The sequence below is a fragment of the Streptomyces sp. NPDC026575 genome (genome assembly GCF_055567415.1).
The window spans coordinates 135,278-158,941 of record NZ_JBVHQM010000011.1 but is presented as its reverse complement, the minus strand read 5'-3'; the positions used below and the strand labels follow the sequence as shown (position 1 = coordinate 158,941).

Annotated in this window: 25 protein-coding genes and 1 pseudogene; 14 read left to right on the top strand and 12 right to left on the bottom strand. The window is 72.1% G+C overall.

All coding sequences use genetic code 11. The annotated features are described in order from the left end of the window. Nucleotides 1-26: 26 nt before the first annotated feature. Entirely contained in the window at nucleotides 27-650 is a 624-nt protein-coding gene (locus ACZ4NB_RS17690) for a TetR/AcrR family transcriptional regulator (protein WP_467662457.1), read from the bottom strand. A 155-nt stretch (nucleotides 651-805) separates the two neighbouring features. Here ACZ4NB_RS17690 and ACZ4NB_RS17685 point away from each other — a divergent pair, with 155 nt between their 5' ends. Together ACZ4NB_RS17685 and ACZ4NB_RS17680 are read left to right on the top strand one after the other, a co-directional pair. Then, nucleotides 806-1,522: a spheroidene monooxygenase gene (locus tag ACZ4NB_RS17685; RefSeq protein ID WP_467662456.1), complete on the top strand. Its 717-nt coding sequence runs from the start codon at nucleotides 806-808 to the stop codon at nucleotides 1,520-1,522. Between the two features lie 210 nt (nucleotides 1,523-1,732). Next, entirely contained in the window at nucleotides 1,733-2,173 is a 441-nt protein-coding gene (locus ACZ4NB_RS17680; protein ID WP_467662454.1) for a RidA family protein, read from the top strand. Nucleotides 2,174-2,280: 107 nt separating this feature from the next. On the opposite strand, the gene ACZ4NB_RS17675 is transcribed toward ACZ4NB_RS17680, so the two are convergent. Both ACZ4NB_RS17675 and ACZ4NB_RS17670 read right to left on the bottom strand, forming a co-directional pair. Continuing rightward, the gene (locus ACZ4NB_RS17675) at nucleotides 2,281-3,534 is read right to left on the bottom strand and encodes an acyltransferase family protein (protein ID WP_467662452.1); all 1,254 of its coding nucleotides are present in this window, start codon (nucleotides 3,532-3,534) and stop codon (nucleotides 2,281-2,283) included. 299 nt (nucleotides 3,535-3,833) lie between these two features. Continuing rightward, nucleotides 3,834-4,718: a glycerophosphodiester phosphodiesterase gene (locus ACZ4NB_RS17670; RefSeq protein WP_467662451.1), complete on the bottom strand. Its 885-nt coding sequence runs from the start codon at nucleotides 4,716-4,718 to the stop codon at nucleotides 3,834-3,836. 142 nt (nucleotides 4,719-4,860) lie between these two features. Here ACZ4NB_RS17670 and ACZ4NB_RS17665 point away from each other — a divergent pair, with 142 nt between their 5' ends. The 11 genes from ACZ4NB_RS17665 to ACZ4NB_RS17615 all read left to right on the top strand — a co-directional run bounded on the left by ACZ4NB_RS17665 (nucleotide 4,861) and on the right by ACZ4NB_RS17615 (nucleotide 13,877). Then, nucleotides 4,861-5,841, top strand: coding sequence for a GNAT family N-acetyltransferase (locus ACZ4NB_RS17665; RefSeq protein ID WP_467662449.1), 981 nt, complete (start codon nucleotides 4,861-4,863; stop codon nucleotides 5,839-5,841). Continuing rightward, nucleotides 5,838-7,226: an extracellular solute-binding protein gene (locus ACZ4NB_RS17660; RefSeq protein WP_467662447.1), complete on the top strand. Its 1,389-nt coding sequence runs from the start codon at nucleotides 5,838-5,840 to the stop codon at nucleotides 7,224-7,226. Before ACZ4NB_RS17665 ends, ACZ4NB_RS17660 begins: the two co-directional genes overlap by 4 nt. A gap of 23 nt (nucleotides 7,227-7,249) precedes the next feature. Further along, entirely contained in the window at nucleotides 7,250-8,161 is a 912-nt protein-coding gene (locus tag ACZ4NB_RS17655; protein ID WP_467662445.1) for a carbohydrate ABC transporter permease, read from the top strand. 22 nt (nucleotides 8,162-8,183) lie between these two features. Further along, nucleotides 8,184-9,080 (top strand): carbohydrate ABC transporter permease, encoded by an 897-nt coding sequence (locus tag ACZ4NB_RS17650; RefSeq protein WP_467662443.1) that lies wholly within the window; start codon nucleotides 8,184-8,186, stop codon nucleotides 9,078-9,080. Nucleotides 9,081-9,154: 74 nt separating this feature from the next. After that, nucleotides 9,155-9,820, top strand: coding sequence for a response regulator (locus ACZ4NB_RS17645; protein WP_467662441.1), 666 nt, complete (start codon nucleotides 9,155-9,157; stop codon nucleotides 9,818-9,820). 38 nt (nucleotides 9,821-9,858) lie between these two features. After that, the gene (locus tag ACZ4NB_RS17640; RefSeq protein ID WP_467662439.1) at nucleotides 9,859-11,061 is read left to right on the top strand and encodes a sensor histidine kinase; all 1,203 of its coding nucleotides are present in this window, start codon (nucleotides 9,859-9,861) and stop codon (nucleotides 11,059-11,061) included. Between the two features lie 128 nt (nucleotides 11,062-11,189). Further along, nucleotides 11,190-11,582 carry a hypothetical protein gene (locus ACZ4NB_RS17635; RefSeq protein ID WP_467662437.1) on the top strand — a complete coding sequence of 131 codons (393 nt, stop codon included), beginning with the start codon at nucleotides 11,190-11,192 and terminating at the stop codon, nucleotides 11,580-11,582. Nucleotides 11,583-11,769: 187 nt separating this feature from the next. Continuing rightward, a complete protein-coding gene (locus tag ACZ4NB_RS17630; protein WP_467662435.1) occupies nucleotides 11,770-12,270 on the top strand; it encodes a hypothetical protein in 501 nt (166 codons plus the stop codon). 290 nt (nucleotides 12,271-12,560) lie between these two features. Then, nucleotides 12,561-12,809: a hypothetical protein gene (locus ACZ4NB_RS17625; protein ID WP_393486358.1), complete on the top strand. Its 249-nt coding sequence runs from the start codon at nucleotides 12,561-12,563 to the stop codon at nucleotides 12,807-12,809. Nucleotides 12,810-13,136: 327 nt separating this feature from the next. Beyond that, on the top strand, nucleotides 13,137-13,415 hold the full coding sequence (locus ACZ4NB_RS17620) for a hypothetical protein (protein WP_467662434.1): 279 nt from the start codon (nucleotides 13,137-13,139) through the stop codon (nucleotides 13,413-13,415). Nucleotides 13,416-13,547: 132 nt separating this feature from the next. Beyond that, nucleotides 13,548-13,877: a hypothetical protein gene (locus tag ACZ4NB_RS17615; RefSeq protein WP_467662432.1), complete on the top strand. Its 330-nt coding sequence runs from the start codon at nucleotides 13,548-13,550 to the stop codon at nucleotides 13,875-13,877. Nucleotides 13,878-13,978: 101 nt separating this feature from the next. Here ACZ4NB_RS17615 and ACZ4NB_RS17610 read toward each other — a convergent pair whose 3' ends face one another. From ACZ4NB_RS17610 to ACZ4NB_RS17585, 6 genes and pseudogenes are all read right to left on the bottom strand, one after another. Continuing rightward, nucleotides 13,979-14,257, bottom strand: a complete 279-nt coding sequence (locus tag ACZ4NB_RS17610; RefSeq protein WP_467662430.1) for a hypothetical protein — start codon at nucleotides 14,255-14,257, stop codon at nucleotides 13,979-13,981. A 327-nt stretch (nucleotides 14,258-14,584) separates the two neighbouring features. Continuing rightward, complete coding sequence (locus ACZ4NB_RS17605; RefSeq protein ID WP_467662428.1) at nucleotides 14,585-15,472, bottom strand: hypothetical protein; 888 nt, start codon at nucleotides 15,470-15,472, stop codon at nucleotides 14,585-14,587. Nucleotides 15,473-15,949: 477 nt separating this feature from the next. Next, complete coding sequence (locus ACZ4NB_RS17600) at nucleotides 15,950-16,231, bottom strand: hypothetical protein (RefSeq protein WP_467662426.1); 282 nt, start codon at nucleotides 16,229-16,231, stop codon at nucleotides 15,950-15,952. A gap of 259 nt (nucleotides 16,232-16,490) precedes the next feature. Further along, on the bottom strand, nucleotides 16,491-16,985 hold the full coding sequence (locus tag ACZ4NB_RS17595; RefSeq protein ID WP_467662424.1) for a hypothetical protein: 495 nt from the start codon (nucleotides 16,983-16,985) through the stop codon (nucleotides 16,491-16,493). Nucleotides 16,986-17,702: 717 nt separating this feature from the next. Continuing rightward, nucleotides 17,703-17,930: pseudogene (locus ACZ4NB_RS17590) on the bottom strand (chaplin); the annotation flags it as partial. A 341-nt stretch (nucleotides 17,931-18,271) separates the two neighbouring features. Further along, entirely contained in the window at nucleotides 18,272-18,454 is a 183-nt protein-coding gene (locus ACZ4NB_RS17585) for a hypothetical protein (RefSeq protein WP_467662422.1), read from the bottom strand. A 389-nt stretch (nucleotides 18,455-18,843) separates the two neighbouring features. On the opposite strand from ACZ4NB_RS17585, the gene ACZ4NB_RS17580 reads away from it, so the two are divergent. Beyond that, the gene (locus ACZ4NB_RS17580; protein WP_467662420.1) at nucleotides 18,844-19,128 is read left to right on the top strand and encodes a hypothetical protein; all 285 of its coding nucleotides are present in this window, start codon (nucleotides 18,844-18,846) and stop codon (nucleotides 19,126-19,128) included. A gap of 88 nt (nucleotides 19,129-19,216) precedes the next feature. Here the strand turns inward: ACZ4NB_RS17580 and ACZ4NB_RS17575 are convergent, their stop codons facing one another. From ACZ4NB_RS17575 to ACZ4NB_RS17565, 3 genes are all read right to left on the bottom strand, one after another. Beyond that, nucleotides 19,217-20,203, bottom strand: coding sequence for an urea transporter (locus ACZ4NB_RS17575; protein WP_467662418.1), 987 nt, complete (start codon nucleotides 20,201-20,203; stop codon nucleotides 19,217-19,219). Between the two features lie 96 nt (nucleotides 20,204-20,299). Then, complete coding sequence (locus ACZ4NB_RS17570) at nucleotides 20,300-20,995, bottom strand: hypothetical protein (protein WP_467662416.1); 696 nt, start codon at nucleotides 20,993-20,995, stop codon at nucleotides 20,300-20,302. After that, nucleotides 20,995-23,580, bottom strand: a complete 2,586-nt coding sequence (locus tag ACZ4NB_RS17565; RefSeq protein ID WP_467662414.1) for a hypothetical protein — start codon at nucleotides 23,578-23,580, stop codon at nucleotides 20,995-20,997. Before ACZ4NB_RS17565 ends, ACZ4NB_RS17570 begins: the two co-directional genes overlap by 1 nt. Nucleotides 23,581-23,664 lie beyond the last annotated feature (84 nt).

Here is a 23,664-nt window from a genome sequence, read left to right as displayed (position 1 = left end):
CTGTCCATGGAAGAGGGGCGCTCGCCTCACCGGTCGGTGTCCGCGGCGGTCGGCTCATCGGCGCCGGAGACCAGACCGCGGGTGATCCGTACCATCGCCGCGACCAGCAGCTCGCGGGGGTGGTCGGGGCGGTCCAGCCACCACAGGGCCAGGCCGTAGAGCGAGCTGCGGATGGCCTCGCCGAGGGGCTCCAGCTCGGCCTCGGGGATGCCGGGCGCGAACTCGCGGAGCAGCGCGATATCGGTCTCGCGCTGCCGGCGCTGGAGTTCGCGGTGGAAGTCCCGCACCTCGGCGTCCCCGGTGGTGTCGCGGAACATCATGCGCCAGGTGTACGGATGGCTCTGCACATAGCCGAACCAGGCGTCGTACATCGCCGTGATCCGGGCCTCCATGTCGCCCTCGCCGTGGAGGAGTTCGCGGATCGGGGCGGCGGCCAGCTCGTCGCGGTGCCGCTCCAGGAGCGCGAGGTGCAGCTCCTGCTTGGAGTCGAAGTGGCGGTAGAGCATCGGCTTGCTCAGGCCGGCCTCGGCGGCGATCTCCCCGATGGTCGTGCCCGCGAAGCCGCGCTCGGCGAACAGCCGGGCGGCCGTGTCCTCGATACGCGTCCTGGTCTCGGCGCGCGCGGCGCGGCTCCGGTCGATCCCGCTCATGCGGACCCCTCGCGATCTGGCTCGTTCCGGCTGGTGCCGTCGGCTCGCAATTGTCGGTGCGGTAAAGGATACTGGATGGTGTACCACTTGGTATACGCATCGGTAACCTACTCGGCCGCTCCCCGCGGGCCGGGATACGGGGGGTCATCGTGATCGTGTCCGTACACTTCGCCGACCTGGGCGCCCGATCCATGCGCGGTGTCCTCCGCGAGCGCCCGCGTCCGGGGCAGGTCCCCGGCCTCCGCCAGGCCCAGACCCTGCTCACCGGCGCCATCGGCGCCGGCCCGCCCAAGGTGCGCCCCGGCCGGGTCGCGCTGCTCGCCGCATGGGAGGACGACGCCGCGCTCGACGGCTTCCTCGCCGAGAGCCCGCTGGCACGGCGGCTGGCCGGGGGCTGGCATGTGCGGCTGCAGCCGGTGCGGGTCTCCGGCTCGTGGCCTGCGATGCCCTTCGAGGCCGAGCCCGGCGCCGCGCTGGACGAGGAGGACGAGCCGGTCGCCGTCCTCACCCTCGGGCAGCTGCGGCTGCGCCGCGCGCTGCCGTTCCTGCGCGCCAACTCCCGGGCAGCCGGGCGGGCCGCGGCCGATCCCGCGCTGATCGCCTCCGTCGCGCTGGCCCGGCCGCCCCGCTTCGTCGGCACGTTCTCGGTGTGGCGGAGCCTGTCGGCCATGCGCCGCTACGCCTACGGCTCCGCCCGGCCCGAGCACAAGGAGACGGTCGAGGAGCATCGGGCGAAGCCGTTCCACCACCAGGCGGCGTTCATACGCTGCCGCCCGTACGGCTCCCGGGGCACCCTGGACGGCCGGGATCCGCTGGCGTCGGCGGCCCCGGACCCGCACCCGTCTCGCCAGGCACCGCCGACCCGGCCCTGATCCGGGCGGCGGGATCCCGGCCTTCATCCGCCGGCAGGCCCTAAACTCGCCGGAGAGCGGGCCGAGGGCGGTGGACGGCCGCGGCATGAGCCGGGAAGGGGCCGGCCGTGAGCGACACCGAAGGGGCCGCGGACGCCCCGGTGCGCTGCGGGCCGCGCCGCGATCCCCGGGCGTGCGGGACGAGTTGGCGACGGAGGGGAGCCGGCGCGGATGAGCGCTGAGACAGCGGGCACGGACGGCACCACGAACGGCGGCGGGCTGGAGCGCATCAACCCCTCCCACCTGGCGCCGCCGACGGGCTTCAGCCATGCCGTGCGCGCCGCCCCGGGCACCCTGGTCTTCCTCGCCGGGCAGACCGCCCTCGACGGCTCGGGCCGGATCGTCGGCGACGGCATCGTCGAGCAGTTCGAGCGCGCGCTGGCGAACCTCCTGGACGTCGCGGCGGCCTCCGGGGCCGGCCCGTGCGACCTCGCCAAGCTCACCGTCTTCGCGGTCGACGTCGCCGACTACCGGCGGCATGCCGGGGAGCTCGGCCGGGTGTGGAAGCGCCTGGTCGGAGGGGACTTCCCGGCGATGGCCGTGATCGGCGCCACCCGCCTGTGGGACGAGGCCGCGCTGGTCGAGATCGAGGGCATCGCGGTGGTGCGGTAGCCGGCGCGGCGCCCCGGCCACCCGGCCCGGGACAGCCGAAGGGCGCCCGTCCCACCGGTCTCCCGGCGGGGCGGGCGCCCCGGCGCCGACGTCCCCTGCGCAGCGGCTCAGTTCCGGCTGCGGGCCGCCCCCACCGGGTCCTTCTTGAACGCCCAGGTCATCTTGGGCTCCATCGCGAAGCGGAAGATCCGCTGCACCGGCGGTGTGCACAGCACCGTGACGACCGTGCCCGCGATCAGCGTGAGCAGCACCGCGCCCCAGGGCGTGTGCACCCACGGGTTGTCGTACCAGTTCCAAAAGCGCGAGCCCTTGGCGAGGAAGCCGTGCAGCAGGTAGCCGTAGAGGGTGCCCGCGCCCAGCGCCGTGCACCACATCGTGCGGCCCGGTACCCAGGCGAAGAAGCAGGCCACCAGCACCAGCGAGCAGCCGAACATCGCCAGCGTCATCACCGCGCCGCTCCACCAGGGCGCGGCGAGTTCCTGCGCGGCGTCACGGTGGTAGAACCACGCGGCGTTCATCCGCGGCGCCGCCCAGTACGCGAAGACCAGGGCGCCCGCGAAGACCGGTACGGCCGCGATCCGCGCCTTCTTGCGGCGTACGAGCTTGAAGTGCTCCGGTCGCAGCGCCAGCCCGATCACGAAGAAGGGCAGGAACTGCAGCGTCCGCTGGAGGTCCAGATCGTCGCCGATGTCCGGTGAGACGGACGCGAGTACGGCGATGGCCAGCGCGAGCGGGACCGGCCAGCGCACGATTTTCCACAGCGGAGTGGTCAGCCGCCAGATGAAGAGCGCGGCCAGGAACCACGTCAGATACCAGGGGTCGGTCAGGCTGATCGGGTAATGCGGATCGTCGTCCGCCCACCTCTTGAAGAGCGTATAGGCGACTTCGAAGAGGATGTACGGGACGGCGACTCCGGTGATCAGCCGCTGGAGCCGGTCCTTGCGCATATCGAAACTGCGCGAGAAATAGCCGGAGATGATGATGAACGCCGGCATATGGAACGCATAGACGGTGATGTAGAGCGCCGCTGCCGTGCGGCTGCCGTCCCGCAGCGGTTCCCAGGAGTGCCCCATCGCCACCAGCACGATGGCGAGGTACTTCGCATTGTCGAAGAACGCGTCGCGCTGCTTGGCGCCGGCGGCCGCGGTGTTCTTGGCCCGGGCCCGGCCACGGCCTTTGGCGTGGCTTCTGGGCTTGGCGTGCGAGGGGGCGGTCGCCGCCGGTGCCAGCGTCGTCGTCGCGGCACCGGAAGTCTGCGCCGGCGCGGGGGCGCCGGCCCGGCTCAGCGTGTCGTGCGGCATCTGCCGCGGCGGGGGGAGCGGCACCCGCCGTTCGCCGTACGCCGGATATTCGTTGTTCAAGGAGCCTCCCGGAAGGATCCCAGGGGAGGTGCTGGACGCTGGCCCGCGTCGGGCCGCATTTCGGAACCCAAAAGCCAAATCCTGCGTCTTAGTTCATTCACGGGGAGGGTGGCGGCGTCGAACATCCCAGGCACCATAGCCGCGCGGCGGGAATCCCGTAAATCCCGACCTGCCGCGGCCACACGCCGGGCGTCCGCTCTCCACAGCTCCTTCACTCAGTGCGCGCCGCGGTGCACTCTCCGCCGTCGCCCCGCCCCGCACGATCCGGGCAATCCCGCCCGATTCCCGGCCCTCGGAGCCTATTCGATGATTCCTTCGATACCCCGCGCCCGGACCGACCGCGCGTTCGTGTTCTTCGCCACGTCCCAGGCATAGACCTCCAACGGGCGGCCGTGCGGCCCGCGCAACCGGTGCACGGCCGCGAGCCAGCGCGAACTGAGCGCGGACATACGGGGGTTGATCTGGTCGGCGAAGCGCGCATAGCGCGCCAGTTTGGCCATATCCGGCGCCCCCAGAATTCCGGTGCGCACCTGCGGCGCGAGTTCGTGCACGGTCTTCACGCACGCCACGGAGAAACTCTGGACCACCAGCCGGCCGCGGACATGGCCGCGGTCGAGCCAGCCGCGCGCCCGCAGTTCCCGGACGATCTGCGCCCCGATTCCCGGATATCTCTCCGGGGCCTTGATCTCCAGCAGAAGACGCTGGTCGTTGTGGTCCAGGCGGCGCAGGAACGCGGCGAGCGTGGGCACCCGCTCCCCCGCGAACCGCTTGCCGAACCAGCTCCCGGCGTCCAGCCGCGCGATCTCGGCGGCGGTGAAGTCCCCCACCCGCCACGGCGCCCGCCCCGGAAACACCCTCGCGGCGTCGGTCGTGCGCCGCAGCGTGGTGTCGTGCAGGACGACCAGCCGGCCGTCCTTGGTGCGCTGCACATCGTTCTCGACCCATATGAGCCCGCGGCGGTGGGCGGCGTCCACGGCGGCCAGGGTGTTCTCCGGCGCGTAACGGGAGGCGCCGCGGTGCGCGATCACCAGCGTCGCCGCGGTACCGGGCCCGGCCCGTGCCGCGCGGGCCACCGCGACATCCGCGTAATCCTCCGGCCCCGACGCCATCGCGGACGACGAGACCGCCGCCGTCAGCAGATAGGCGACGCCGGCGGCGGGGATCCGCAGCGCTCTGCGCAGCATCCGGCAGCCTCCTGGTTGCCCGTCCACAGGCCGGCCGGGCGTTCTCCTCAAGATGCCTGCCGCCTCGCGGGCCCGCCACGCGAGCGGGCCATACGGGCGTGCGACGTCGCCAAGGTGCCGGATTTGCGGTAAGTAGTGTCCGATGCCCGCCACCGTCGCCCCCGGCCCGCGCCCCGTCCTCCGGCCCTTCCGCCCCGGGGACGGCCCCTCCCTGCTGGCGGCCTGGGCCCGCAGCGCCCCGGACGACCCGATCAGCGCCGCCCGTTTCCGCACGCTGGTCCTGCTCGATCCCAACTTCGACGCCGAGGGCCTGCGGGTGGCCGATCTCGGCGGCCAGGTGGTCGGTGCCGCCTACGCGGTGCGCCGCCGCACCCCGCTCACCGGCGGCGATCTGGAGCCGTCCGACGGCTGGCTCCTCTTCTTCTTCGTCGATCCCCCGCACCGCCGCGCGGGCCTGGGCCGCCGGCTGCTCACCGACGCCCTCGACTGGCTGCGCGGACACGGCCGTACCCGGATCGGCTTCGCCCCGTACACCCCCAACTATGTGCTCCCCGGCCTGGACCGGGCCGCCTACCCGGAGGCCGACCGGCTGCTGAGCGCCCTCGGGTTCCGGGTCCGCTACGAGGCCGCCGCGATGGACCGCAGCCTGATCGGCTACCGCGTGCCGGACGCGGTACGGCGGCACCAGCAGGCCCTGGAGGCAGCGGGGTTCGGCTTTCGCACCCCCTGCGACGACGATCTGGTGGACCTGGTCCCGCTGGCCGCCGAGGAGTTCACCCCCGACTGGGCACGGACGATCCGGCGGTGTCTGACCGGCGGCGCCCCTCTGGACCGCATCGTCATCGCCCGCGCTCCGGACGGGCGGCTGGCGGGCTGGGCCATGCACGGCGCCTACGACGGTATGACCGAGCGCTTCGGCCCGTTCGGCGTACGGCGGGAGCTGCGCGGCACCGGCCTCGGCAAGGTCCTGCTGCATCTCACGCTGGAGCGGATGCGGGCGCTCGGCGTCCACGGGGCGTGGTTCCTGTGGACGGGCGAGGCGAGCCCGGCGGGGCATCTGTACCGAGGGAGCGGGTTCACCACGACCCGGACGTTCGCGGTGCTGGAGTGGGAGGCCGGGTGAGGCGGCGTACGTTCACGGCGGGTGCCGCCGGCGGGGCCGGGGCCGCCCTGCTGGCCGCCGCGGGGTGCGAGGCGCCCGGGGACGCGGGGTACGGCGGCGAACGGGCCGGGCTCCCGGGCGCCCCGGTGACCCTGACGGTCCTGACGCACTATGCGAGCGAACCCCTCAGATCGGCGCTGGAGTCCGCGGTCGGCGCGTGGAACGCGACCCATCGACGGGTCGAAGTCCGCACCACCGCGGTCAAGTTCACCGATCTGCTGACGACGTACATGGTGCGGCAGGCCGCGGGCCAGGGCCCCGACATCCTCCATCCGTCCGGGCTGTGGACCGGGCAGCTGGTGCGGGCCGGTGTGCTGCGCCCGGCGCCGCGGGAGGCCGCGCGGCTGATCCGCCGGGACTTCTCCCCCGCGGCCGTGGCGGCGGCGTCGGCCAACGGCACGGTCTACGGCTATCCGACGGAGGTGCAGACCTACGCCCTCTACTACAACCGGCGGCTGCTGCGGGAAGCCGGCGTAGACCGGCCGCCGCGCACCTGGCGGGAGCTGGCGGACGCGGCGTACCGCACCGCCCGGCGGGACCGGCACGGCAACACCCTGGTGCAGGGGTTCGGGCTGTCGCGGGCCGACGATTCGACCGTCGTGGGGCAGACGCTCGCCCTGCTGGCCGCGGGCGGCGGCGCCTTCCTGACCACCGACGGCCGGCACACCGCCTTCGGCTCGGCGGTCGGCCGGGAGGTGCTCGACCTGGAGCGCCGGCTCATCGCGCGCGGCGCCGCGGACCCCGGCATCCCGCTCTTTCGGGCCTTCCCCTCCGGCCAGGTGGCGATGACGGTCAACGCGGGCTGGTGGACGGCGGGGCTGCGGGCGGCGATGGGCGACGGCTACCGCGATGTCGGGGTGGCGCCGGTACCGGGCCGGACGCCGGGTGACCGGGGCACGCTGGCGACCGGCTTCCTGCTGGGCGTGAACGCCCGGAGCCGGTATCCGCGCCAGGCATGGGAGTTCCTGCACTGGCTCAACGCCGCGCCGGTGCCGGCCGCGCGGCCGGCCGCCGCGGGACGGCCGCGGACCGCGGTGTCGCGGATGAGCGCGCTGCAGGTCTCGGTCGGTTCGATGACCGGCCGCGCGGACGATATGCGGGAGCTGCTGGGCGGCGAGGGCGGACAGGGCGGCCGGCACGGCTCCGGTGGCCGCGATCCGAACCTGGGCCCCTTCCTGGACGCGCTGCACTATGCCGTACCGCAGCCGAACGGCCCCCGCGCCCAGCGCACCACCGCGCTGCTGCGCAAGAACATCGAGGAGATCTGGACGGGCCGCGCCCCGGTCGACACCGCGCTCGCCACCCTCACCCGGCAGATCGATCAGGAACTCTCCCGGCCCTACTGAGCCCCTACGAGAGGTGGTGCCCCATGGCCCTGGCCGACGGCGGTCCCGTCCGGGCGGCCCGGCGGCGGCAGACCGCCCTGGCCTATCTGTTCCTGGCCCCGGCCCTGCTGTTCTTCGCGGTCTTCCTCGCCCTGCCGCTGCTGTTCGCCGTGCTGCTGGCGCAGTCGCGCTGGGCCGGCTTCGACCTCGGCGCGATCGACCCGGTCGGCATGGCCAACTTCACCGACCTCTTCGCCCGCGGCTCGACGTTCCTGACCCCCGTCCTGACCAACACGCTGCTCTACGCCCTGGGCACCGTGGCGATCGCGCTCTCCGGCGCGCTGCTGGTCTCGCACTGCATCAACCAGCTGCGCTTCCAGGGGTTCTGGCGCACCCTGTACTTCCTGCCCCTGGTGACGACCGTGGTCGCCGTCGGCAACGTGTGGAAGTACATGTACGAGCCGGGCGGCCTGGTCAACGGCCTGCTCAACGGCCTCGGTCTGGACTCCGTCGCCTTCCTCCAGAGCCCCGGCACGGCCCTGCCGTCCATCGTCGTGGTGCAGGCATGGGCGTCCGTCGGCACCGCGATCCTGATCCTCACCGCGGGCCTGAAGTCGATTCCGGAGGTCTACTACGAGGCCGCGGAGCTGGACGGCGCCGGCCGCCGCACGCTCTTCTGGCGCATCACCCTGCCGCTGCTGCGGCCGTCACTGCTCTTCGTCTGCCTGACCCAGTTCATCACCGGGCTGCAGTCGTTCGCGCTGATCAATGTGATGACGGGCGAGGGCGGGCCGGGCGATGCGACCAATGTCGCGGCTCTGGAGATGTATCAGCAGGCGTTCCGGTACGGCGACTGGGGCATCGCCGCCGCGGCCTCGTTCGTGCTGTTCCTGGTGGTTTCCGTGGTGACGGTGGTGCAGCTGTGGCTGTTCCGCCGGAAAGGCGGGGAATCGTGAACGGACGGAAAGGCGGGGAATCGTGAACGGATCCGGGCCGCCGGCCGGCCGCCGTCGCCACCGCCGCCCCTGGGCCTCCTACGCCGTGGTGGCCGTCGGGGCGGCCCTCACCGTCGTGCCGTTCCTCGACATGCTGCTGACCTCGTTCAAGGGCCCCGGCACCTACGGAAAGCTCCCCTACCGGTTCCTTCCCGAGGCGTTCGACCTCTCCAACTACCGTGCCGCGATCAGGCAGCTGGACCTGCCGCTGCTCTTTCGCAACAGCATCATCGCCACCGCCCTCATCACCGGCTCGACGCTGCTGACCTCGACACTCGCCGGCTACGCGCTCGCCAAACTCCGCTTCCCCGGCCGCGATCTGATCTTCCGCCTGGTGCTGTCGACGATGATGTTCCCGTCGTTCCTCTTCTTTATCCCGCACTTCCTGATCCTGGTGCACTGGCCCGGGGCCGGCGGCAACGATCTGCTCGGCCGCGGCGGCGCGGGCCTGACCGTCAGCCTCGCCGCGCTGGTCATCCCGTTCCTGGTGTCGGGCTTCGGGATCTTCCTGATGCGGCAGTTCATGCTCGCCGTCCCGGACGAGATGCTGGAGGCGGCCCGCATCGACGGCGCCGGCGAGTTCGCCGTCTGGTGGCGCATCGTCCTGCCGCAGACGAAACCGGTGGCCGTCACCCTCACCCTGCTCACCTTCGTCCACGCCTGGAACGAGTACATCTGGGCCCTGCTGATCTCCACCGCCAACCCGCGGCTGATGACCCTGCCGGTGGGAATCCAGATGCTGCAGAGCTACCTCGACCCCGACCGGATGGTCCCCGTCATGATGGCCGGGCTCGTCCTGAGCATCCTGCCGGTCCTGCTGCTCTTCGTGCTGCTGCAGAAGCACTACATCCGCGGGGTGATGCTCAGCGGCCTCAAGTGAGGGCGAACCTCCCAGGGATGCCGCTGCGACCGCGGTGGGCGGTGCCGCCCCGCAATGCGGCAGAATTCCGGCTCGTGACGATTCGACTGCTCATCGCCGACGACCAGGAGATGGTCCGCCGGGGAATGCGCCGCATCGTGGAGAGCCAGCCCGACATGCAAGTGGTCGGCGAGGCGGCGAACGGCGTGGACGCGGTGGAGCTGGGACGTGCGCTCGCCCCCGATGTGGCGCTGGTGGACATCCGGATGCCGGGGATGGACGGGCTGGAGGTCACCCGCAGGCTGGCCGACCCCGCCGCGGCCCACCCGGTGCGGATCGTCGTCGTGACCACCTTCGACCTCGACGAGTACGTCTACCCCGCGCTGCGCTTCGGCGCCTCGGGGTTCGTGCTCAAGCGCTCCGGTCCGGCGCTGCTGATCGAGGCGGTGCGGGCGGCGGTGGCCGGGGACAGCCTGATCAGCCCGTCGATCACGGTACGGCTGCTGCGCCATGTCACCGGCGCCGCGGACGGGCGGCGCCCCCGCCGCCGCGCCACGGTCCTGACCGAGCGGGAGCGGGAGATCGCCGGAAAGGTCGCCGAGGGAAAGACCAACGCCGATATCGCCCGCGAGCTGTTCATCTCCGCGGGCACGGTCAAGACCCATGTGGCCAGCATTCAGCGGAAGCTGGAGGTGCGTAACCGGGTCGGGATCGCGGTCCGGGCCTGGGAGCTGGGCTATGCGACGGGGCGGACCCCATGACGCCGGCGCCGCACGGAAGCGCCCTTGGCGTCGCCGTCATGACGGACCGGGTGCGGGGCGGGCGAGGGCGCCGTTGGTGGTCGGCGGTGGCCGCGGGCGGCATGCTCGCCCCGGCCGTCTTCGCGCCGCCGGGGGCCGGGGCCTGGCTGCCGGCGGTCCTGGCCGCGCTGGCGCTGGCCGTGGCGATCCGCGCCTGGCCGGCCGGCCGGATCTCCCTCGCACAGGCGGCGGGCGGCCTCGCGGTGCTCTCCCTCACCGCGGACTGTGCCGCCTTCGGGAAGCCCGGACCGGCCCTGCTCTGGCTCCCCTTCGAAGGGGCCGCACTGCTGGTCGTCCTGGAGCGGGTGGTACGCGAGGTGCCCGGCCCCCGAGTGGGCGTCGTCGGCGCCCTCACCGGCACCGCAGCGGTCCTGCTGCCGCTGCGCTTCACCCTGCACGCGCCGCAGACCGGCCTCAAGGAGTCGGTCTTCGCGGCGTCGCTGGCGTTCTTCCCGGTCGCCTGCGCGACGGGCGTCGGGCTCTATCTGCGGTCGCTGGACGGCCGCCGGGTGCATGCGGTGGCGTCGGCCCGGCGCGAGCAGCGTCTCGAAGTCGCCCGCGATCTGCATGACTTCGTCGCCCATGAGGTGACCGGCATCGTCCTGGAGGCGCAGGCGGCCCAGCTCGGCGAGGGCCCGTCGGCCGTCGGCGCCGAGGAGCAGCGCGCGCTGCTGCACCGCATCGAGCAGGCGGGTCTGCGGGCCCTGGAATCCATGGACCGGACGGTGACGGCGCTGCGCGGGGCGGGCGGCGCCGATCCGGGCGAGCCGCCGCCCACCCGCCCGCACGGCCTGGCCGATCTGCCCGAACTCGTCGCCCGTTTCGCCTCCATGACCGCCGCGGCGGTCGCGCTGTCCCTGGAGGACGAGGTGGCCGACGCCCTGTCGCCGGAGGCCGGGGACACCGCGTACCGCGTGGTGCTGGAGGCGCTGACCAACGTACGGCGCCATGCGCCACGGGCCGGCCGTATCGAGGTGTGCGCCGGCCTGACCGCCGACCGGTCCGTGGCGGTCTCGGTCGCCGACACCGGCGGTGCCCGGGGGTCGGCGCACGGCCTGGAGGCGGGCGGTCCGCCGCGCGGCGGCACCGGGCTGGCGGGGCTGACCGAGCGGGCCGGCGCGCTGGGCGGCACGCTGGAGGCCGGCCCGTACGGGCCGGGGTGGCGGGTGCGGTGCGTGCTGCCCGCGCCCGCTATCCGCTGACCGCGAAGCCGCCGGCGGCCGTGACAGGGGTGCGGATATCTACCGAACGGCAGATGTGCGGCTCTCCGGGGCCCGCGATCCTCGGGGGAGTTCAGCACCCCGTGCCCCTGGCTCCCCTGGAGGAAGCGATGTCGTCATCCGCCCTGCCGAAGCGCCCCGCCGCGCTCGCCGTCGCCGCGGCGGTGATCGCCCTCGGCCTCACCGGCTGCTCCGTGGAGGCCACGCAGGCGAAGCCCACATCGAAGAGCTTTCCCTACCACGGTACGTCGCTGAAGGTGAAGACCCACGAGGTCGCCACCGACCTGGTCGCCGCCGACCGCAAGGACATCAAGGTCACCCGCTGGTTCGACTCCGCCGCCGGCACCGTGCACCTGAAGTGGACCCTCAAGGGCGACACCCTCGACATCGACGCCGGATGCACCGGCCTCGCGCTGTGCGACGCCAGGTTCCGGGTCGAGGTGCCCAAGGGCGTCGCGGTGACCAAGGACGGCCACAAGACCCGGTTGGACGGCCGGAGCTGACCGGACGTCCATTCCGGCCCGCCTCCCGGGCCGGGGCGGCATCGCGCTTCAACCGGGCCGGCCCCGGACGTGTGTTGATCATGTAACAGCGGTCGATGAACCGCTGTTACATGATCGACAGATCCCCGAGAAGCGCCGCTCGTAGTTTCTGACCGCCGACCGATTCCCAGAGAACGGAACGAGAGTCATGAACAGCACGCTGCCCACGAACCGGCGCAGGAAGGCGGTCATGGGTGCCGCCCTGGCCGGAGTCGCCGCCCTCGGCATGTTCGCCACCGCCCACACGGCGCAGGCGGCGACCGGCGACCGGAGCGGTGCGCACACCGTGGGCATCGCCCGTACCGCCGGCACGCCCTACGTCGTCAACCACTACGGGGAGGAGAACGCGGACCGGGGCCGCGCCGAGCGCAGCCCCGCGCACCTGGTGCTCTCCGAGTTCACCTCGATCGGCAAGGTCAACTGGCAGCAGTGGGGCGCGAAGAAGGCCGTCGGCACCGGCAAGGTCACCGGCACCTGGTGCCTGGAGACCTGCCTGGACAAGCCGCTGAAGGCCACCGTCACGCTCTCGGACCCCAAGACCGTCGACGGCCGCAAGGTCTTCACCGCCTTCACCCTGAAGCTGTCCGGCAACCCCGGCGCGTACGACTCCGAGGACCTGCAGGGCAAGCGTCCGCTCGCCACCAGCTGACGCCCCGCCCGGCCCCCGACCCGCACCGCCGGTCGGGGGCCGAGTCGCTCCCACCGCCCTGGCCGCACCGCAGTTGACGCCCGCCGCACCCCCGCGACCGCGCGGCCGCCGGCACCGCATCCCCGCCGGTGCGCCGCGAACTCCTCTTCCAGGCGCCCGCTTTCCCCCTCCCCGGCTCGACAACATGGCGTACAGCGAAGTGGAACCCTTCAGACGACTACTGCTAGTGTTCGTACGGTCACAGTAGGCAATCAGCCTCTATGCACAGGTAACGAAGGGCCGAAGGTTCCATGCGCAAGCTTCAGAAGGTCGTGGTCGTCGCCGCAGCAGCAGCCGGCGGCCTCTCCGCCATCGGTGCCGGTGCCGGCACCGCATACGCCCACGGCAGCAACGGGCCGCGGGTGAACGACATCTTCCGTCCCTACCAGGAGTGCAGTCCGCAGACGGTGCTCGACAACAACCTCCCGATCGGCGTGCTCGCCGTCCCGCAGAACTTCGACACCAGCTGCGGCCAGTTCAACCACGCCTTCACCGGCTGACTTCGCCGGGGCAGCCGTACGCGACGCCGTCACGGGCTCTTCGGGGGACTCCCCCCGAAGAGCCCGTTTGCATGCGGCGGCACCGAACGGACCGCGCACGGTGCGGCACTGACGCACGAGCGGCCCGCCCCGCGCACCACACCCACTTCGCCCCCCGGCACCCCGATCCACCCAGGACGAGGAACAACTCCCGGACCGACGCCCGATATTCCGCCTTTCACACCCGGCGCGTCGCTGCGCAACGATGGGACATTTCGTATTAGTTTCCCGTAACTGTACGAAGTCGATCAATTGCTGATCGCATCCGTTCAATCTTCCGGAGAAGAAATGCGCAAGCTTCAGAAGGCAGCCGTCCTGGTCGCCGCCCTCGGCAGCCTGAGCCTCCTCGGCGCCGGTACCGCTCACGCCGACGGCGGCAAGGGCGGCGGGATCGACATCAAGCAGGGCAACTCCTGCCGGTCGCATGATCTGAACGTCGACGTGCTCGGCGAGGTCGGCGTCCTCAACGGCGTGCTGGGCAGCGCGATCAACGGCGAGGGCAACTCGGGCGCGCAGTCCACCCCGATCGGCTCGTCCCTGGGCTGCAACGACAGCGTCGGCAAGTAACGCGGGAGCGGGTCCCGGAATCCGGCGCCACCGGCCCGGAGCCGGGACCCTTTTCCCGGCTTCTTCAGGGCCCGGGAAGCGCGGATTCGCGCAGAACGGGCACCCGGGCCACAACCACAAAGGAACACAGCAATGTTCAGTCGGAAGAAGATCGCAGCCGTCTCGGTGCTCCTGGGCGGCCTCGCCGTCACCGGCATCTCCCAGGCATACGCCGAAGGGGCCCCGCTCAGCTGCACCCGCGACCTCACGGGCAACGTCTCCTGCGCCCAGAAGAACGCCGACCACACCAGCCAGGACGGCAAGTACACCGTCAAGCAGGCGCAGGACTGCCTGTCGTCAACGCCCGTGACGATGCCCGCAAACGGCCTGCTGAACACCGGTTCCACCCGGATCGGCCCCGCCATGACCTGCTCCAACACCGCGCCGGAGGACGGCGAATCGATGCCTCAGATCGGGGGCTGACCCCCACCGCGCCCTGGAGAAGACCGACAAAGGGGTTCCGGCACCGAGCCCGTGGCCCGGCGCCGGAACCCCTTCCGGTGACGTACGCGACCGCCCTGCGCTCAGAACGCGCTGTTGCTGCAGGTCATCTTGGCGCCGAGGTGGGACGACTGCGCACCCGGGCTGCCCTCGCCGTTGAGCGCGTTGCCCAGCGTGCCGTTGAGCGCCCCGACCGATCCCAGGACGTCGATGTTCATATCGTGCGACCGGCACGAGGCGCCCTGCTTGGCGTCGATGTCGTGGGCGCTCGACTCGCCGTGGGCGAAGGCGGTACCGGCGCTGAGGGCGCCGACGCTGCCGAGGACGGCACCCAGGACGGCGACCTTCTGAAGCTTGCGCATTTCTTCTCCGGAGATTGAGCGGATGCGATCCGCGAAGACCTACTACTGACAGTAACGAGAGCCCGACCGGAACCCGCACCGCTCGTGAGCGGTTCCGATCGGGACGCTGGCCTCAACCACCGTCTGCGGACTGCACTCCTGGTACGGGCCGAGGAGGTGGTTCTGCTCCCGAGGGACGCCCTACGGGAAGCGGGCTGGCGGTGGCGAGGGCCCCACGGCGGTGGCTCGCGCCGACCCCGCCAGACGTCGCACGGCGGCCGGACGCGGCCCCACCCCGCGTCGCTGTGCTCGGGGGGGGCGGGACCACGCCGGACCGTCCGCGAACGGTCAGGACATGCGGGGCAGATCGACCTGTCCCACCGGTGCCGCCGCGAGCCGCCCGAGCCCGAACGGGGAGACCTGCGGGACGTCCGGGGAGATCAGCGGGTTGATCAGCGGGTTGACCTGCGGGTTGACCTGGGGGTTGACCTGCGGGGCGGCGTGCGGGACGGACTGCGGGTGCACGACCTGCGGAACGTCGACCTGCGGGGCGACCTGCGGGGTGACCTGCGGCGCCGCCTGGGGGACCACCTGCGGGACGATCTGCGGCACCGACTGCTGCGCGGCGGGGGCCGGAGCGGCCTGCTGCGGAGCCGAGTGCTGCGGGGCGTCTTCCGTGACGGCGGCCTGCGAAGCACCGCGCGACGTGGCCGTCGCGGTGGCGTGGGTGTCGTGGTGCGGGGCGGACTGCTGCTGCGGGGCGGGGTCCGGAGCGGCCGGCTGGGGTGCGGGGGCCGGGGCGGCCGGCTGCGGCGCGGGCGCCGGGGCCGGAGCCGGGGGCGGGGCCTGCTGCGGGGCGGGAGCCGGGGCCGGAGCCGGGGCCGGAGCCGGGGGCGGAGCCGGGGGCGTGTACTGCTGCGGAGCAGGCGCGGGGGCCGGGGCCGGCGGGGCGTACTGCTGCGGAGCCGGAGCGGGGGCCGGGGCCGGCGGGGCGTACTGCTGCGGAGCCGGAGCCGGAGCGGGGGCCGGCGGGGCGTACTGCTGGGGGGCGGGAGCAGGGGCCGGGGCCGGCGGGGCGTACTGCTGCGGAGCCGGAGCCGGAGCCGCCTGCGGAGCGGGGGGCGGGGCGGCGCCGTTATACCCGACGGGAGCGTCGGCATGGCTGACGCCGGCACCGATGGCAGATAGACCGCCGGCCGCTGCGACGACGAGCAATGCCTGGTGAAGCTTGCGCATGGAACCCTCGGCCCTTCATTAACCTATACATGGAAATCTGATTACTTATTTCTGCCCTGCGGGCACCAGCGGTGGCGATTCCGGGTTCACGCCCTGCGCACCCCGATCCGGACCACGGTGGAAACTTTCCGCAGGTCGGCGACGGCACTCGCAGCGCTGCCCTCCCACGCTTCCTCGAAGCCGACGGCCCATCCCATCGCCTCCCCTCTGAAATGCGCGTCGGACAACACTTTCGGCGCGGCCGCCGCCGGCCACCCCGGCACCAGGGAGGAGCGTTTCCCGGCGGCGCCCCACAGGCCCATTCGCTGTTCTCTCCCAGGGGCAACGGCATTCCCCCGGGCCCGGTCACGGGAACCGGTGCGCGGTCACCCATTTGCCACTCCACGGAAATATGGCCGAACGTCAAAAAGGGCCCCGGCACCGGCCTTTCGGCCGGATACCGGGACCCGATTCGTGTGACTACACGACTTTCGGTGCTCAGAAGGCGCTGTTGTTGCAACCCATCGACGAGCCCATGGTGGTGGACTGCGCGCCCGGGCTGCCCTCGCCGTTGAGCGCGTTGCCCAGCAGGCCGTTGAGGATGCCGACCTCGCCGAGGACGTCGACGTTCAGGTCGTGCGACCGGCAGGAGCTGCCCTGCTTGATGTCGAACTTGCCACCCCTGCCCTGCCCGCCGTCGGCGTGGGCGGTGCCGGCGCCGAGGAGGCCGATGCTGCCGATAGCGGCGACCAGTACGGCGGCCTTCTGAAGCTTGCGCATTTTTTCTCTCCGGAAGATTGAACGGAAGCGATCAGTGACCGATCGACTTCTTACAGTTACGGAGGCTAATACGAAATGTCTGCATATAAGTTAGCGACGCGCCGATTGTACGATCGAGGGCTCGGAAGTCCCCCCGCTGACCTAGCAGTTCAGGGCCTCCGGCCGGCCCGGCGGCGGCCGCACGCACGCAAAAGGGCCCTCCGGGGGATTCCCCCGGAGGGCCCGTGCCCGGGCGACGCGCGCGGCGGGCCCGGCCGCCTCAGCGCGCGGAGGCGGAGGAGGAGGCGAAGGCGTTGGCCTGGGTGTTGTTCTGGGTGCAGGTGATGCCCCGGGTCTGCGGGTTGGCGAGCACACCGATCGGGAGGTCCGCGTCGAGCAGCGTCTGCGGACTGCACTCCTGGTACGGGCGGAAGAGGTTGTTCTGATCCCTCGGGGCCTGCGGCAGGACCTGCGAGACCTGCGGCGAGAGCTGCGGGTTGAGCTGCGGGTTGACCTGCGGGGAGACCTCCGGGGCCTGCTGCGGGGCGCTTTGCGGGGCAGCGGCCTGCTGCGGACCGGCATGCGAACCGGAAGCGTGCGAAGTGGCCTGCGAGGCGGTCCAGGCGGCGGCCTGGGGGGTGTCCTGCTGCGGGGCACCGGGTGGGGTGGCACCGCCGTACCCGGCGGGAGCGTCGGCGAAGCTGCCGCCGACGCCGACGGCGGACAGACCGCCGGCCGCTGCGACGACGAGCGCGACCTGGTGAAGCTTGCGCATGGAACCCTCGGCCCTTCATTACCTGTTACACGGAAAATCTGATGTCGTATGAAATGCGCGTCGGACAACACTGCCGGCGTGGTCGGCGCCGGCCACCCCGGTATCACATGGAAGCGATTTCCGGCTGCAGCCCACGGACCCATTCGCTGTTCTCCCAAGGGGCAACGGGAATTCCCCCGGCCCGGTCACGGGAACCGATACGCGGTCACCCGTTTGCCACCGTGCGGACATTGGACTCCCGGCCACGGCGTCTTCACAGTGGGCAGTGGTCTCGACATGGGCCCTCTTCGGGACGGCAACGGACCGGAGCGGCCCGCCAAGTCATATGAATATGGGGCCCGTTGACTGCTCCGGGCCCCATATTCACGCACAGTACGGCGACAGTTCGAAATGGCCTGTCACCGCCCGCGTTCAGCCCCGGGCGGCGGCGCGGCGGCCCCGGCGGTAGAGCAGAACGCCGCCGAGGAGCAGACCGGCACTGGCGGCGGCCGGAACCGCCAGGCTGACCTTCTCCGAACCGGTGTGCGCCAGCTCGGGGCGGGCGGCGGGCGCCGCGACCTCGTGGAGCGCGCGGTGCCCGGCCTCCTGCGCGGCGATCTGGTGCGCCGACGACGAACGGTGGCTGTGCGCCGAGGGCTTGGCCTGGCCGCCGCCCTGCTGCATGTGCTGCCTCGGCGCCTTGTGGTGGTGGTGCCGCGCGTGGGACGACGCCTCGATGTTGGCGCACTTGTTCCCGAAGGCGGGGTTGAGCAGGCCGACGATGTCGATCGTGTTGCCGCACACGTTGGTCGGGATGTGGATCGGCAGCTGAAGCAGGTTGCCGGACAGGATGCCGGGAGAGCCGACGGCGGTGCCCTGGGCACCCGTGTCGGCGACGGTCGTGCCCGCGCTGGCGAGCAGCAGGCCGCCAGTGGCAGCCGAAGCGGCAATGACCTTCTTGATCACGTGACTCCTCCTTGACAGTGCGGTCACAGCCGCGGACCGCACATCACTCAACGAGACAGAAGGAGGAAGGCTACGAATCCGGCATTTCGATCACTCATTCAGCTTGGTGCCTGCGCGCACGCTGCTGACGAGTGACACCAATTCGATTTTATGGAGAGGTGTTCTTCATGCGCGGCCGCCACCGGGCCCGACCGGGGGTGAGCGCCGCCTCGGCGGTCCGGCCGGCAGCACCCCCAACATGACAGCCGGACCGCCGCCCTGACCGTTGCTGACTCAGGCAGCCGAAGCCGCCCACCGGGAATTCCGGCGCACGTACCGACCCACCGGCCGCGCTCGGCCGGTCAACGCGGGTTGAGCAGCCCCAGCGGCAGCTGACCGAGCTGCAGTCCGCCGATGTTGGAGTTCGCCCTCGCGGGTTCGCCGAGGATGCCGATGACGCCCGGACCGGGCTCGGCGTGGGCGGGGAGGGACAGGGCCCCGGTGAGAGCGAAGGCTCCCACAAGGGTGACGAGTACACGGCGCATAGCGGCTCCTGCTTCACTTCGAGTGGTTGGCGTGCTGCTTGCACGGGGCACCCTTCCACCCGCGCGAGGCGGGCTCCGACTTCCACGCCAGGCGGTCACCTGATCGCACGCCTGCGAAAAACGCATGCGAGGTACGGGTTTCACACAAAGCGAGCCGACTAGGCCGGCGGAGTGGTTCGACCCGTTCGCCGCACCCGAACCCGTGAGTCCGCGCGCCGATTGCGGCCGGTCCGCGCCCTGGTCGGCGGCGTGAGCAGGGCGAATTACGAACCCTCGATCATACAATCCGGCGCGTCGTTACGCGACTTCAGGTTATTTCGTATTAGCCTCCACAACTGTACGAAATCGGTACATCACAGATGAATCCGCTCAACCTAACCGGAGTTGACATGCGTATGCTTCGCAAGGCCGCCGTTGTGGCCGCCGCCCTCGGCACCATCGGTATCCTCGGCGCCGGCACCGCCTATGCCGATGGTGGCAAGGAGGGTGGCGGCAGGATCGAGATCAAGCAGGGCAGCTCGTGCCGATCGCACGACACGAACGTCGACGTCCTCGGCGAGGTCGGCATCGCGAACGGCCTGGGAGGCAACCTGCTCGGCGGCGAGGGCGCCCCGGGTGCGCAGTCCACCACGATGGGTTCGTCCATGGGCTGCAACAACAGCGTCGGCAAGTAAGCAGGCCCTGACGGGAACCGGTCCCGGCGTCCGAGCAACGGCTCGGGCGCCGGGACCGCCTTGTGTCTGCCGGGAAGCCGGAAGCCGGTCAGTCGGTGCGCCGGATCTGCGGGAGGGAGGCGGCCGCGGCGAGGAAGAGCCAGGTGGTGACGATGAAGGGCCAGCTGAGGGTGCGTCCGCCGAACGGTGCGAAGTAGGCGTTCAAAGCGGCCGTCAGCACCGTCGTGACGGCCACCGCCAGCATCGTGTAGAGCGCGTTCGGCACTGTCCTGGCCAGGAACATACCGCCCATGGCGACGGCCACGAGGACCGCGTTGTAGCCGTAGACGCCCGCGGCGACCCCGGCCGGCGGTGCGCCCAGGCCCCAGGACAGGGCCACCGCCAGGGCACTGCCGACGACGGCGGCCAGCCCGTGGCGGATCCCGCCGACGAACAGCCCCACCAGCATGATCGCGCCGACGTACCAGTGCGCCGACAGGCCGACCTGGGAGATGTTGGCGAAGAACCCGTGCCACAGGTCGGTCCAGGTGTACTTGACGCCGGGCACCGCGGCGAGCGGCAGCGCCGCGGAACTGCCGCCGGGCCAGACCCGGGTGAAGGCGGGGGCCGCCGTCAGCACCACCCCGACGACCACGCAGAACGGCGCGGTCAGCACCGGCAGCCGCCAGGGCGCCACCATGGCGGTCAGCGCCGAGTGGGCCAGTACGCAGACGACGGCGCCGCCGATGGTCAGCGCGTACGTCGAGGGGTGGGGGCCCAGGAAGACGTACAGGGCGATGCCCGTCAGGCAGCCGCTGAAGCCCTGCGTCCCCAGGTCGATGGTGCGCCGCTCCACGCCCATGGCGTACGCGGCCGCCGTGGAGACCACGGCGCCCAGCAGTCCGAAGGTGCCCGCCTGCCAGTTGCCCACGAAGACCGCGAGCATGAACAGGACACCGGTCCAGACGTTCGTCAGCAGGCTGAGCTGGCCGAAGCTGCGGACCAGCTGGGTCGCCAGGCGCATCGGGCCGGGGCGGGCGGGAGCCTGCGCGGTGGTCTCGGGTGCGGCCGGTTTCCATGTGTCAGGGGTGATCACGGTGCCTCCTGGGCGGTCCGGGTGCGCTGCTGCCGTGTCCGCTGCGGAACGTGCGGCCGCAGCCGCTCGGGCCGCGGCGCGCCACCGCGTCCTGCCCTAGGGCAGGACACCTTGCGGCAGGGCATGTGTCGAGGGCGGGGCGGCGGCCGGGGCCGACGCGGCGGCGTGCGCAGGTTCTGGGGCTTGCGGCGCCGGCGAGGCACCGGGGTCGTCGGGCATCGGCTCGACCGCAGAAGTCAGTTCGTCCACCGGAGTCGGGGCGAGCTTCCACGGTCCGCCCTCTTCGCGCAGGGCGAGCACATGCCCGCTCCCCGTGTGCGCGCCCGCCCCCGAGAACCAGCGGGCGTCGCTCGGGTCCCACCAGCGGTCCCCGACCCGGAGCACCTCGTGGTAGACCACGGTCCGTCCGATCCACGCGTCGCTGACCTGCGCCTCGTTCCAGACGGCCCGCCAGTGTTCGGGGGCCATCGGCGGGGTCAGCACGGCGGCGCGGGCGCGGGTGTGCGGTACGGACTTCCGGGTCAGCAGCGCCGCCGCCACATCGGCGTGCACCCCGCAGTCGCCGATGAGGTCGCCGTGGTCCACCAGGTCGCACCAGTGCGTCGGCCACGGCACGGGCCCCCACCGAAACAGCCCGGGGACCGCGGCGAGCGCGGTCCCCGTATCCCCGAAGTGCGTGAGCTGGGCGAACACGCTGTGTCTGACCATCTGGCAGCACGCCTTGGCGTGACTGGCCACTTGGGACAGGCCGATCCGGTCGAACCGCTTCAGGTCTGCGATCAATCCGCTCATCACTGCCCCAGTTCCCGCGGCGCGCTCCCGCGCCCGAAGTCGTAGGCCATCGAGGTGTCGTAGCCGCCGCACATGCCGAACGCGAGGTGGTCGCCCTCCTGCACGTCGGTGAGGTCCAGCCGGACCGAGAGCACGTCGTGCTCCATACAGGAGCGGCCGAGGATCCAGCTCCATCCGGGCCGCAGCGGCACCCAGCGGGAGCCGTCGAACCGGGCCACGGGGTGCGGATGGAAGGGCGCCTCGGGCATATCGCCTTCGGCCGCGTCGACGACGATGTCGTAGCCGCGGTGCGACGCCCGGCGTGCCAGGACCTGTGTGACGACCGCGGCCGACGGCTGGGTGAGGAGCTTGCCCGGCTCCAGTACCAGCAGGGGGTCCCCCTCGCGTGCGGCGGCGGGCCCGTGCGCGAGCACGTACTCCAGCGAGGGGCGCAGATACGGCAGGTCGTCGACGTGCCACCCGCCGCCCAAGTCCAGTACGGACGGGGGCCGGCCGAGCTGGTCCGCCAGCGGATCGGCCGCACTGAGCGCCGCCACGCACTCGCGCTGCCAGCGCGGCGCGCCCAGGACGCTCTGGGCGAAGTGGAAATGCATCCCCCACCCGGCCCCGAGCCGCTCGGCGAGCGAGCCGAGCAGCTGGGACGTCTCCTCCATGGTGTCGCGCTCGTGCAACGGGACGCCGAACCGGCTGACGAGCCCGGCGGGCGCGACCCGGACCCCGACGACCTCGGCCTCCAGCTGGAAGCCGTCGTCCAACAGGGAGTGGAGTCTGCTCAGTTCGGCCACGGAGTCGGCGAAGAAGGCGAAGCAGCGCACCCGGTCGGTGGCGGGCCACCACTTCGCGGGCCCGTTGAGGATCGCCCGCTCCGGCGCCAGGCCGTGCCGCTCGGCCGCCTGGAGCTCGTCCAGGCTGATCGCCTCCGCGGCCATCCCCAGCCGTGCAGCCTCCCGCAGTACCGCGGGCTGGGGGCAGGTCTTCACGCTGTGCGCGAGGAGCACCCGGCCGACTCCCTCGACCTCCTCCCGCAGGGCCCGGACCCGCTCGGTGAACAGGGGCAGCAGGATCTGCCGGTAGGGAGTGGCCGCGTTCCCCGGCGGATCGAGCAGCTCCTCGAAGCCGTCGGTGCGCACGGCCGACGCCTCGCTGCGCGCGGCCGGCCCTCCCGTACGCCCGGCCGGACCTTCCCTGAGCCCCGCCGCTCCTCCCCCGCCCGTGTCCCGTTCGTCCGCGGACCCGGCCGGCGACTCGGTGGGCCGGGCCGCTCCCACCACGCCCGTGCGCTGCGCCATCTCCGCCGTTTCGGCCGCTCCCGCGCACTCGGCCGGTCCGCCGGCGTGTGCGGCGGGCGCGGTCAGGTTCGGGTGGCCGTCGATCGGCTCCTCGTCGCTGGTGGGCGGGACCAGGCACCGCTGGCCCAGTGACGGCATTCCGGAATGCCGCTTGTCGCCCGGCCGGGAGATCCCGCCCGCGACCCAGGCGATGGGCGTGATGCCCAGGTCCGGGTGCACCGGGATCTCCTCCACCACGCGGGTGAAGCCCGGTGTGAGCCGTCTGCCGCGATCGGCGGCCTCTCCCGTGACCAGGGCGGCGGGCAGGTTCGCGCCGCATACGGAGGCGCCGTGGATCCAGGCGGGCAGTCGCGGGTTGATCTCCATGAGCGTGAGCTCGCCGCTCCAGCTGCGGATCAGCTCCAGCTCGCCGCCGCCGCTCCACATCGCGTCGGCGAGCAGCTCCGCCAGCCGGCCGCGCATGGCCGGGTCCAGCTCGGCGACCTCGCCGGCCCAGGTCTTGCCCTCGGTCGTGACCATCGCCTTGGTGATGAAGACCGCGTCCAGCAGCCGGCCGTCCAGCGCCACGAACGCGATGCTGCACTCCTGGCCGGCCACATGGGCCTCCAGGTGCCAGTTGCCGCCCCATGTCCGCTGGACGACATCGCCCATGGCCAGCGCGGCCCCGGCGGTGTGGGCCCGGTACGCGTCGTAGTGCTGGCCCTTGACCCACACCCCGTACGGCGAACGGCGGATGAACCGGTCGACGGCCTGCCAGCTGGTGTCGGTCTCGTGCTCCGGGGCGCGCAGCCCGAGCCGCCGGGCCGCTTCGACGGGGGGCTTGCCCACCAGTTCCAGCGCGGTCTTCGGGGGTCCCAGGACCCGGTCATGGGAGCCCAGCTCCCGTGCCAGCAGCCGGACTTCGAGATCCAGGCAGGGAATGAGGACCGCGTCCTCGGGCTCCAGAAGGCGGTCCATCTGCTCGACCCAGGTGGCCAGGTGCGCCTCGCGCCACGCGGGGAGGCAGACCAGGTCGTCGAGGAGCCCCGAGTGCAGTCCCGAGCTCTCCCGCGAATAGTCCAGACCGACGATCCGGAGGTCGGGCCGGGCCAGGCGCAGCGAGCGGGCCACGCTCAGCCCCGGCGATGGGTTCGGGCCGCTGTGCATACCGCTGACGAAGACCGTGCCCACCTTCGTCGCGGGACCATGGGGGCCGTCCACGACCTCCGAGCACGTGGCGATCCCCGGCGATGCCCCGGGATTGGCGGCACCGCTGCTGGCGCCCGCTGACTCGTGTTTGTCCTCTTGAAGCCCCATGCCGACATCATCAGCAGAGGTCTGTGTGCCCGCACCCGGTGACGGCCGCGAGGGTGAGAGGCCCCCGCCGGCCGCCGGGGCCGC

Excerpts from the sequence above, each read along its gene's own strand:
- ACZ4NB_RS17690 (WP_467662457.1), bottom strand. The coding sequence starts at position 650 with ATGAGCGGGATCGACCGGAGCCGCGCCGCGCGCGCCGAGACCAGGACG.
- ACZ4NB_RS17680 (WP_467662454.1), top strand. The coding sequence starts at position 1,733 with ATGAGCGCTGAGACAGCGGGCACGGACGGCACCACGAACGGCGGCGGG.
- ACZ4NB_RS17670 (WP_467662451.1), bottom strand. The coding sequence starts at position 4,718 with ATGCTGCGCAGAGCGCTGCGGATCCCCGCCGCCGGCGTCGCCTATCTG.
- ACZ4NB_RS17665 (WP_467662449.1), top strand. The coding sequence starts at position 4,861 with ATGCCCGCCACCGTCGCCCCCGGCCCGCGCCCCGTCCTCCGGCCCTTC.
- ACZ4NB_RS17655 (WP_467662445.1), top strand. The coding sequence starts at position 7,250 with ATGGCCCTGGCCGACGGCGGTCCCGTCCGGGCGGCCCGGCGGCGGCAG.
- ACZ4NB_RS17640 (WP_467662439.1), top strand. The coding sequence starts at position 9,859 with ATGACGGACCGGGTGCGGGGCGGGCGAGGGCGCCGTTGGTGGTCGGCG.
- ACZ4NB_RS17635 (WP_467662437.1), top strand. The coding sequence starts at position 11,190 with ATGTCGTCATCCGCCCTGCCGAAGCGCCCCGCCGCGCTCGCCGTCGCC.
- ACZ4NB_RS17630 (WP_467662435.1), top strand. The coding sequence starts at position 11,770 with ATGAACAGCACGCTGCCCACGAACCGGCGCAGGAAGGCGGTCATGGGT.
- ACZ4NB_RS17625 (WP_393486358.1), top strand. The coding sequence starts at position 12,561 with ATGCGCAAGCTTCAGAAGGTCGTGGTCGTCGCCGCAGCAGCAGCCGGC.
- ACZ4NB_RS17620 (WP_467662434.1), top strand. The coding sequence starts at position 13,137 with ATGCGCAAGCTTCAGAAGGCAGCCGTCCTGGTCGCCGCCCTCGGCAGC.
- ACZ4NB_RS17615 (WP_467662432.1), top strand. The coding sequence starts at position 13,548 with ATGTTCAGTCGGAAGAAGATCGCAGCCGTCTCGGTGCTCCTGGGCGGC.
- ACZ4NB_RS17610 (WP_467662430.1), bottom strand. The coding sequence starts at position 14,257 with ATGCGCAAGCTTCAGAAGGTCGCCGTCCTGGGTGCCGTCCTCGGCAGC.
- ACZ4NB_RS17605 (WP_467662428.1), bottom strand. The coding sequence starts at position 15,472 with ATGCGCAAGCTTCACCAGGCATTGCTCGTCGTCGCAGCGGCCGGCGGT.
- ACZ4NB_RS17600 (WP_467662426.1), bottom strand. The coding sequence starts at position 16,231 with ATGCGCAAGCTTCAGAAGGCCGCCGTACTGGTCGCCGCTATCGGCAGC.
- ACZ4NB_RS17595 (WP_467662424.1), bottom strand. The coding sequence starts at position 16,985 with ATGCGCAAGCTTCACCAGGTCGCGCTCGTCGTCGCAGCGGCCGGCGGT.
- ACZ4NB_RS17585 (WP_467662422.1), bottom strand. The coding sequence starts at position 18,454 with ATGCGCCGTGTACTCGTCACCCTTGTGGGAGCCTTCGCTCTCACCGGG.
- ACZ4NB_RS17580 (WP_467662420.1), top strand. The coding sequence starts at position 18,844 with ATGCGTATGCTTCGCAAGGCCGCCGTTGTGGCCGCCGCCCTCGGCACC.
- ACZ4NB_RS17570 (WP_467662416.1), bottom strand. The coding sequence starts at position 20,995 with ATGAGCGGATTGATCGCAGACCTGAAGCGGTTCGACCGGATCGGCCTG.
- ACZ4NB_RS17565 (WP_467662414.1), bottom strand. The coding sequence starts at position 23,580 with ATGGGGCTTCAAGAGGACAAACACGAGTCAGCGGGCGCCAGCAGCGGT.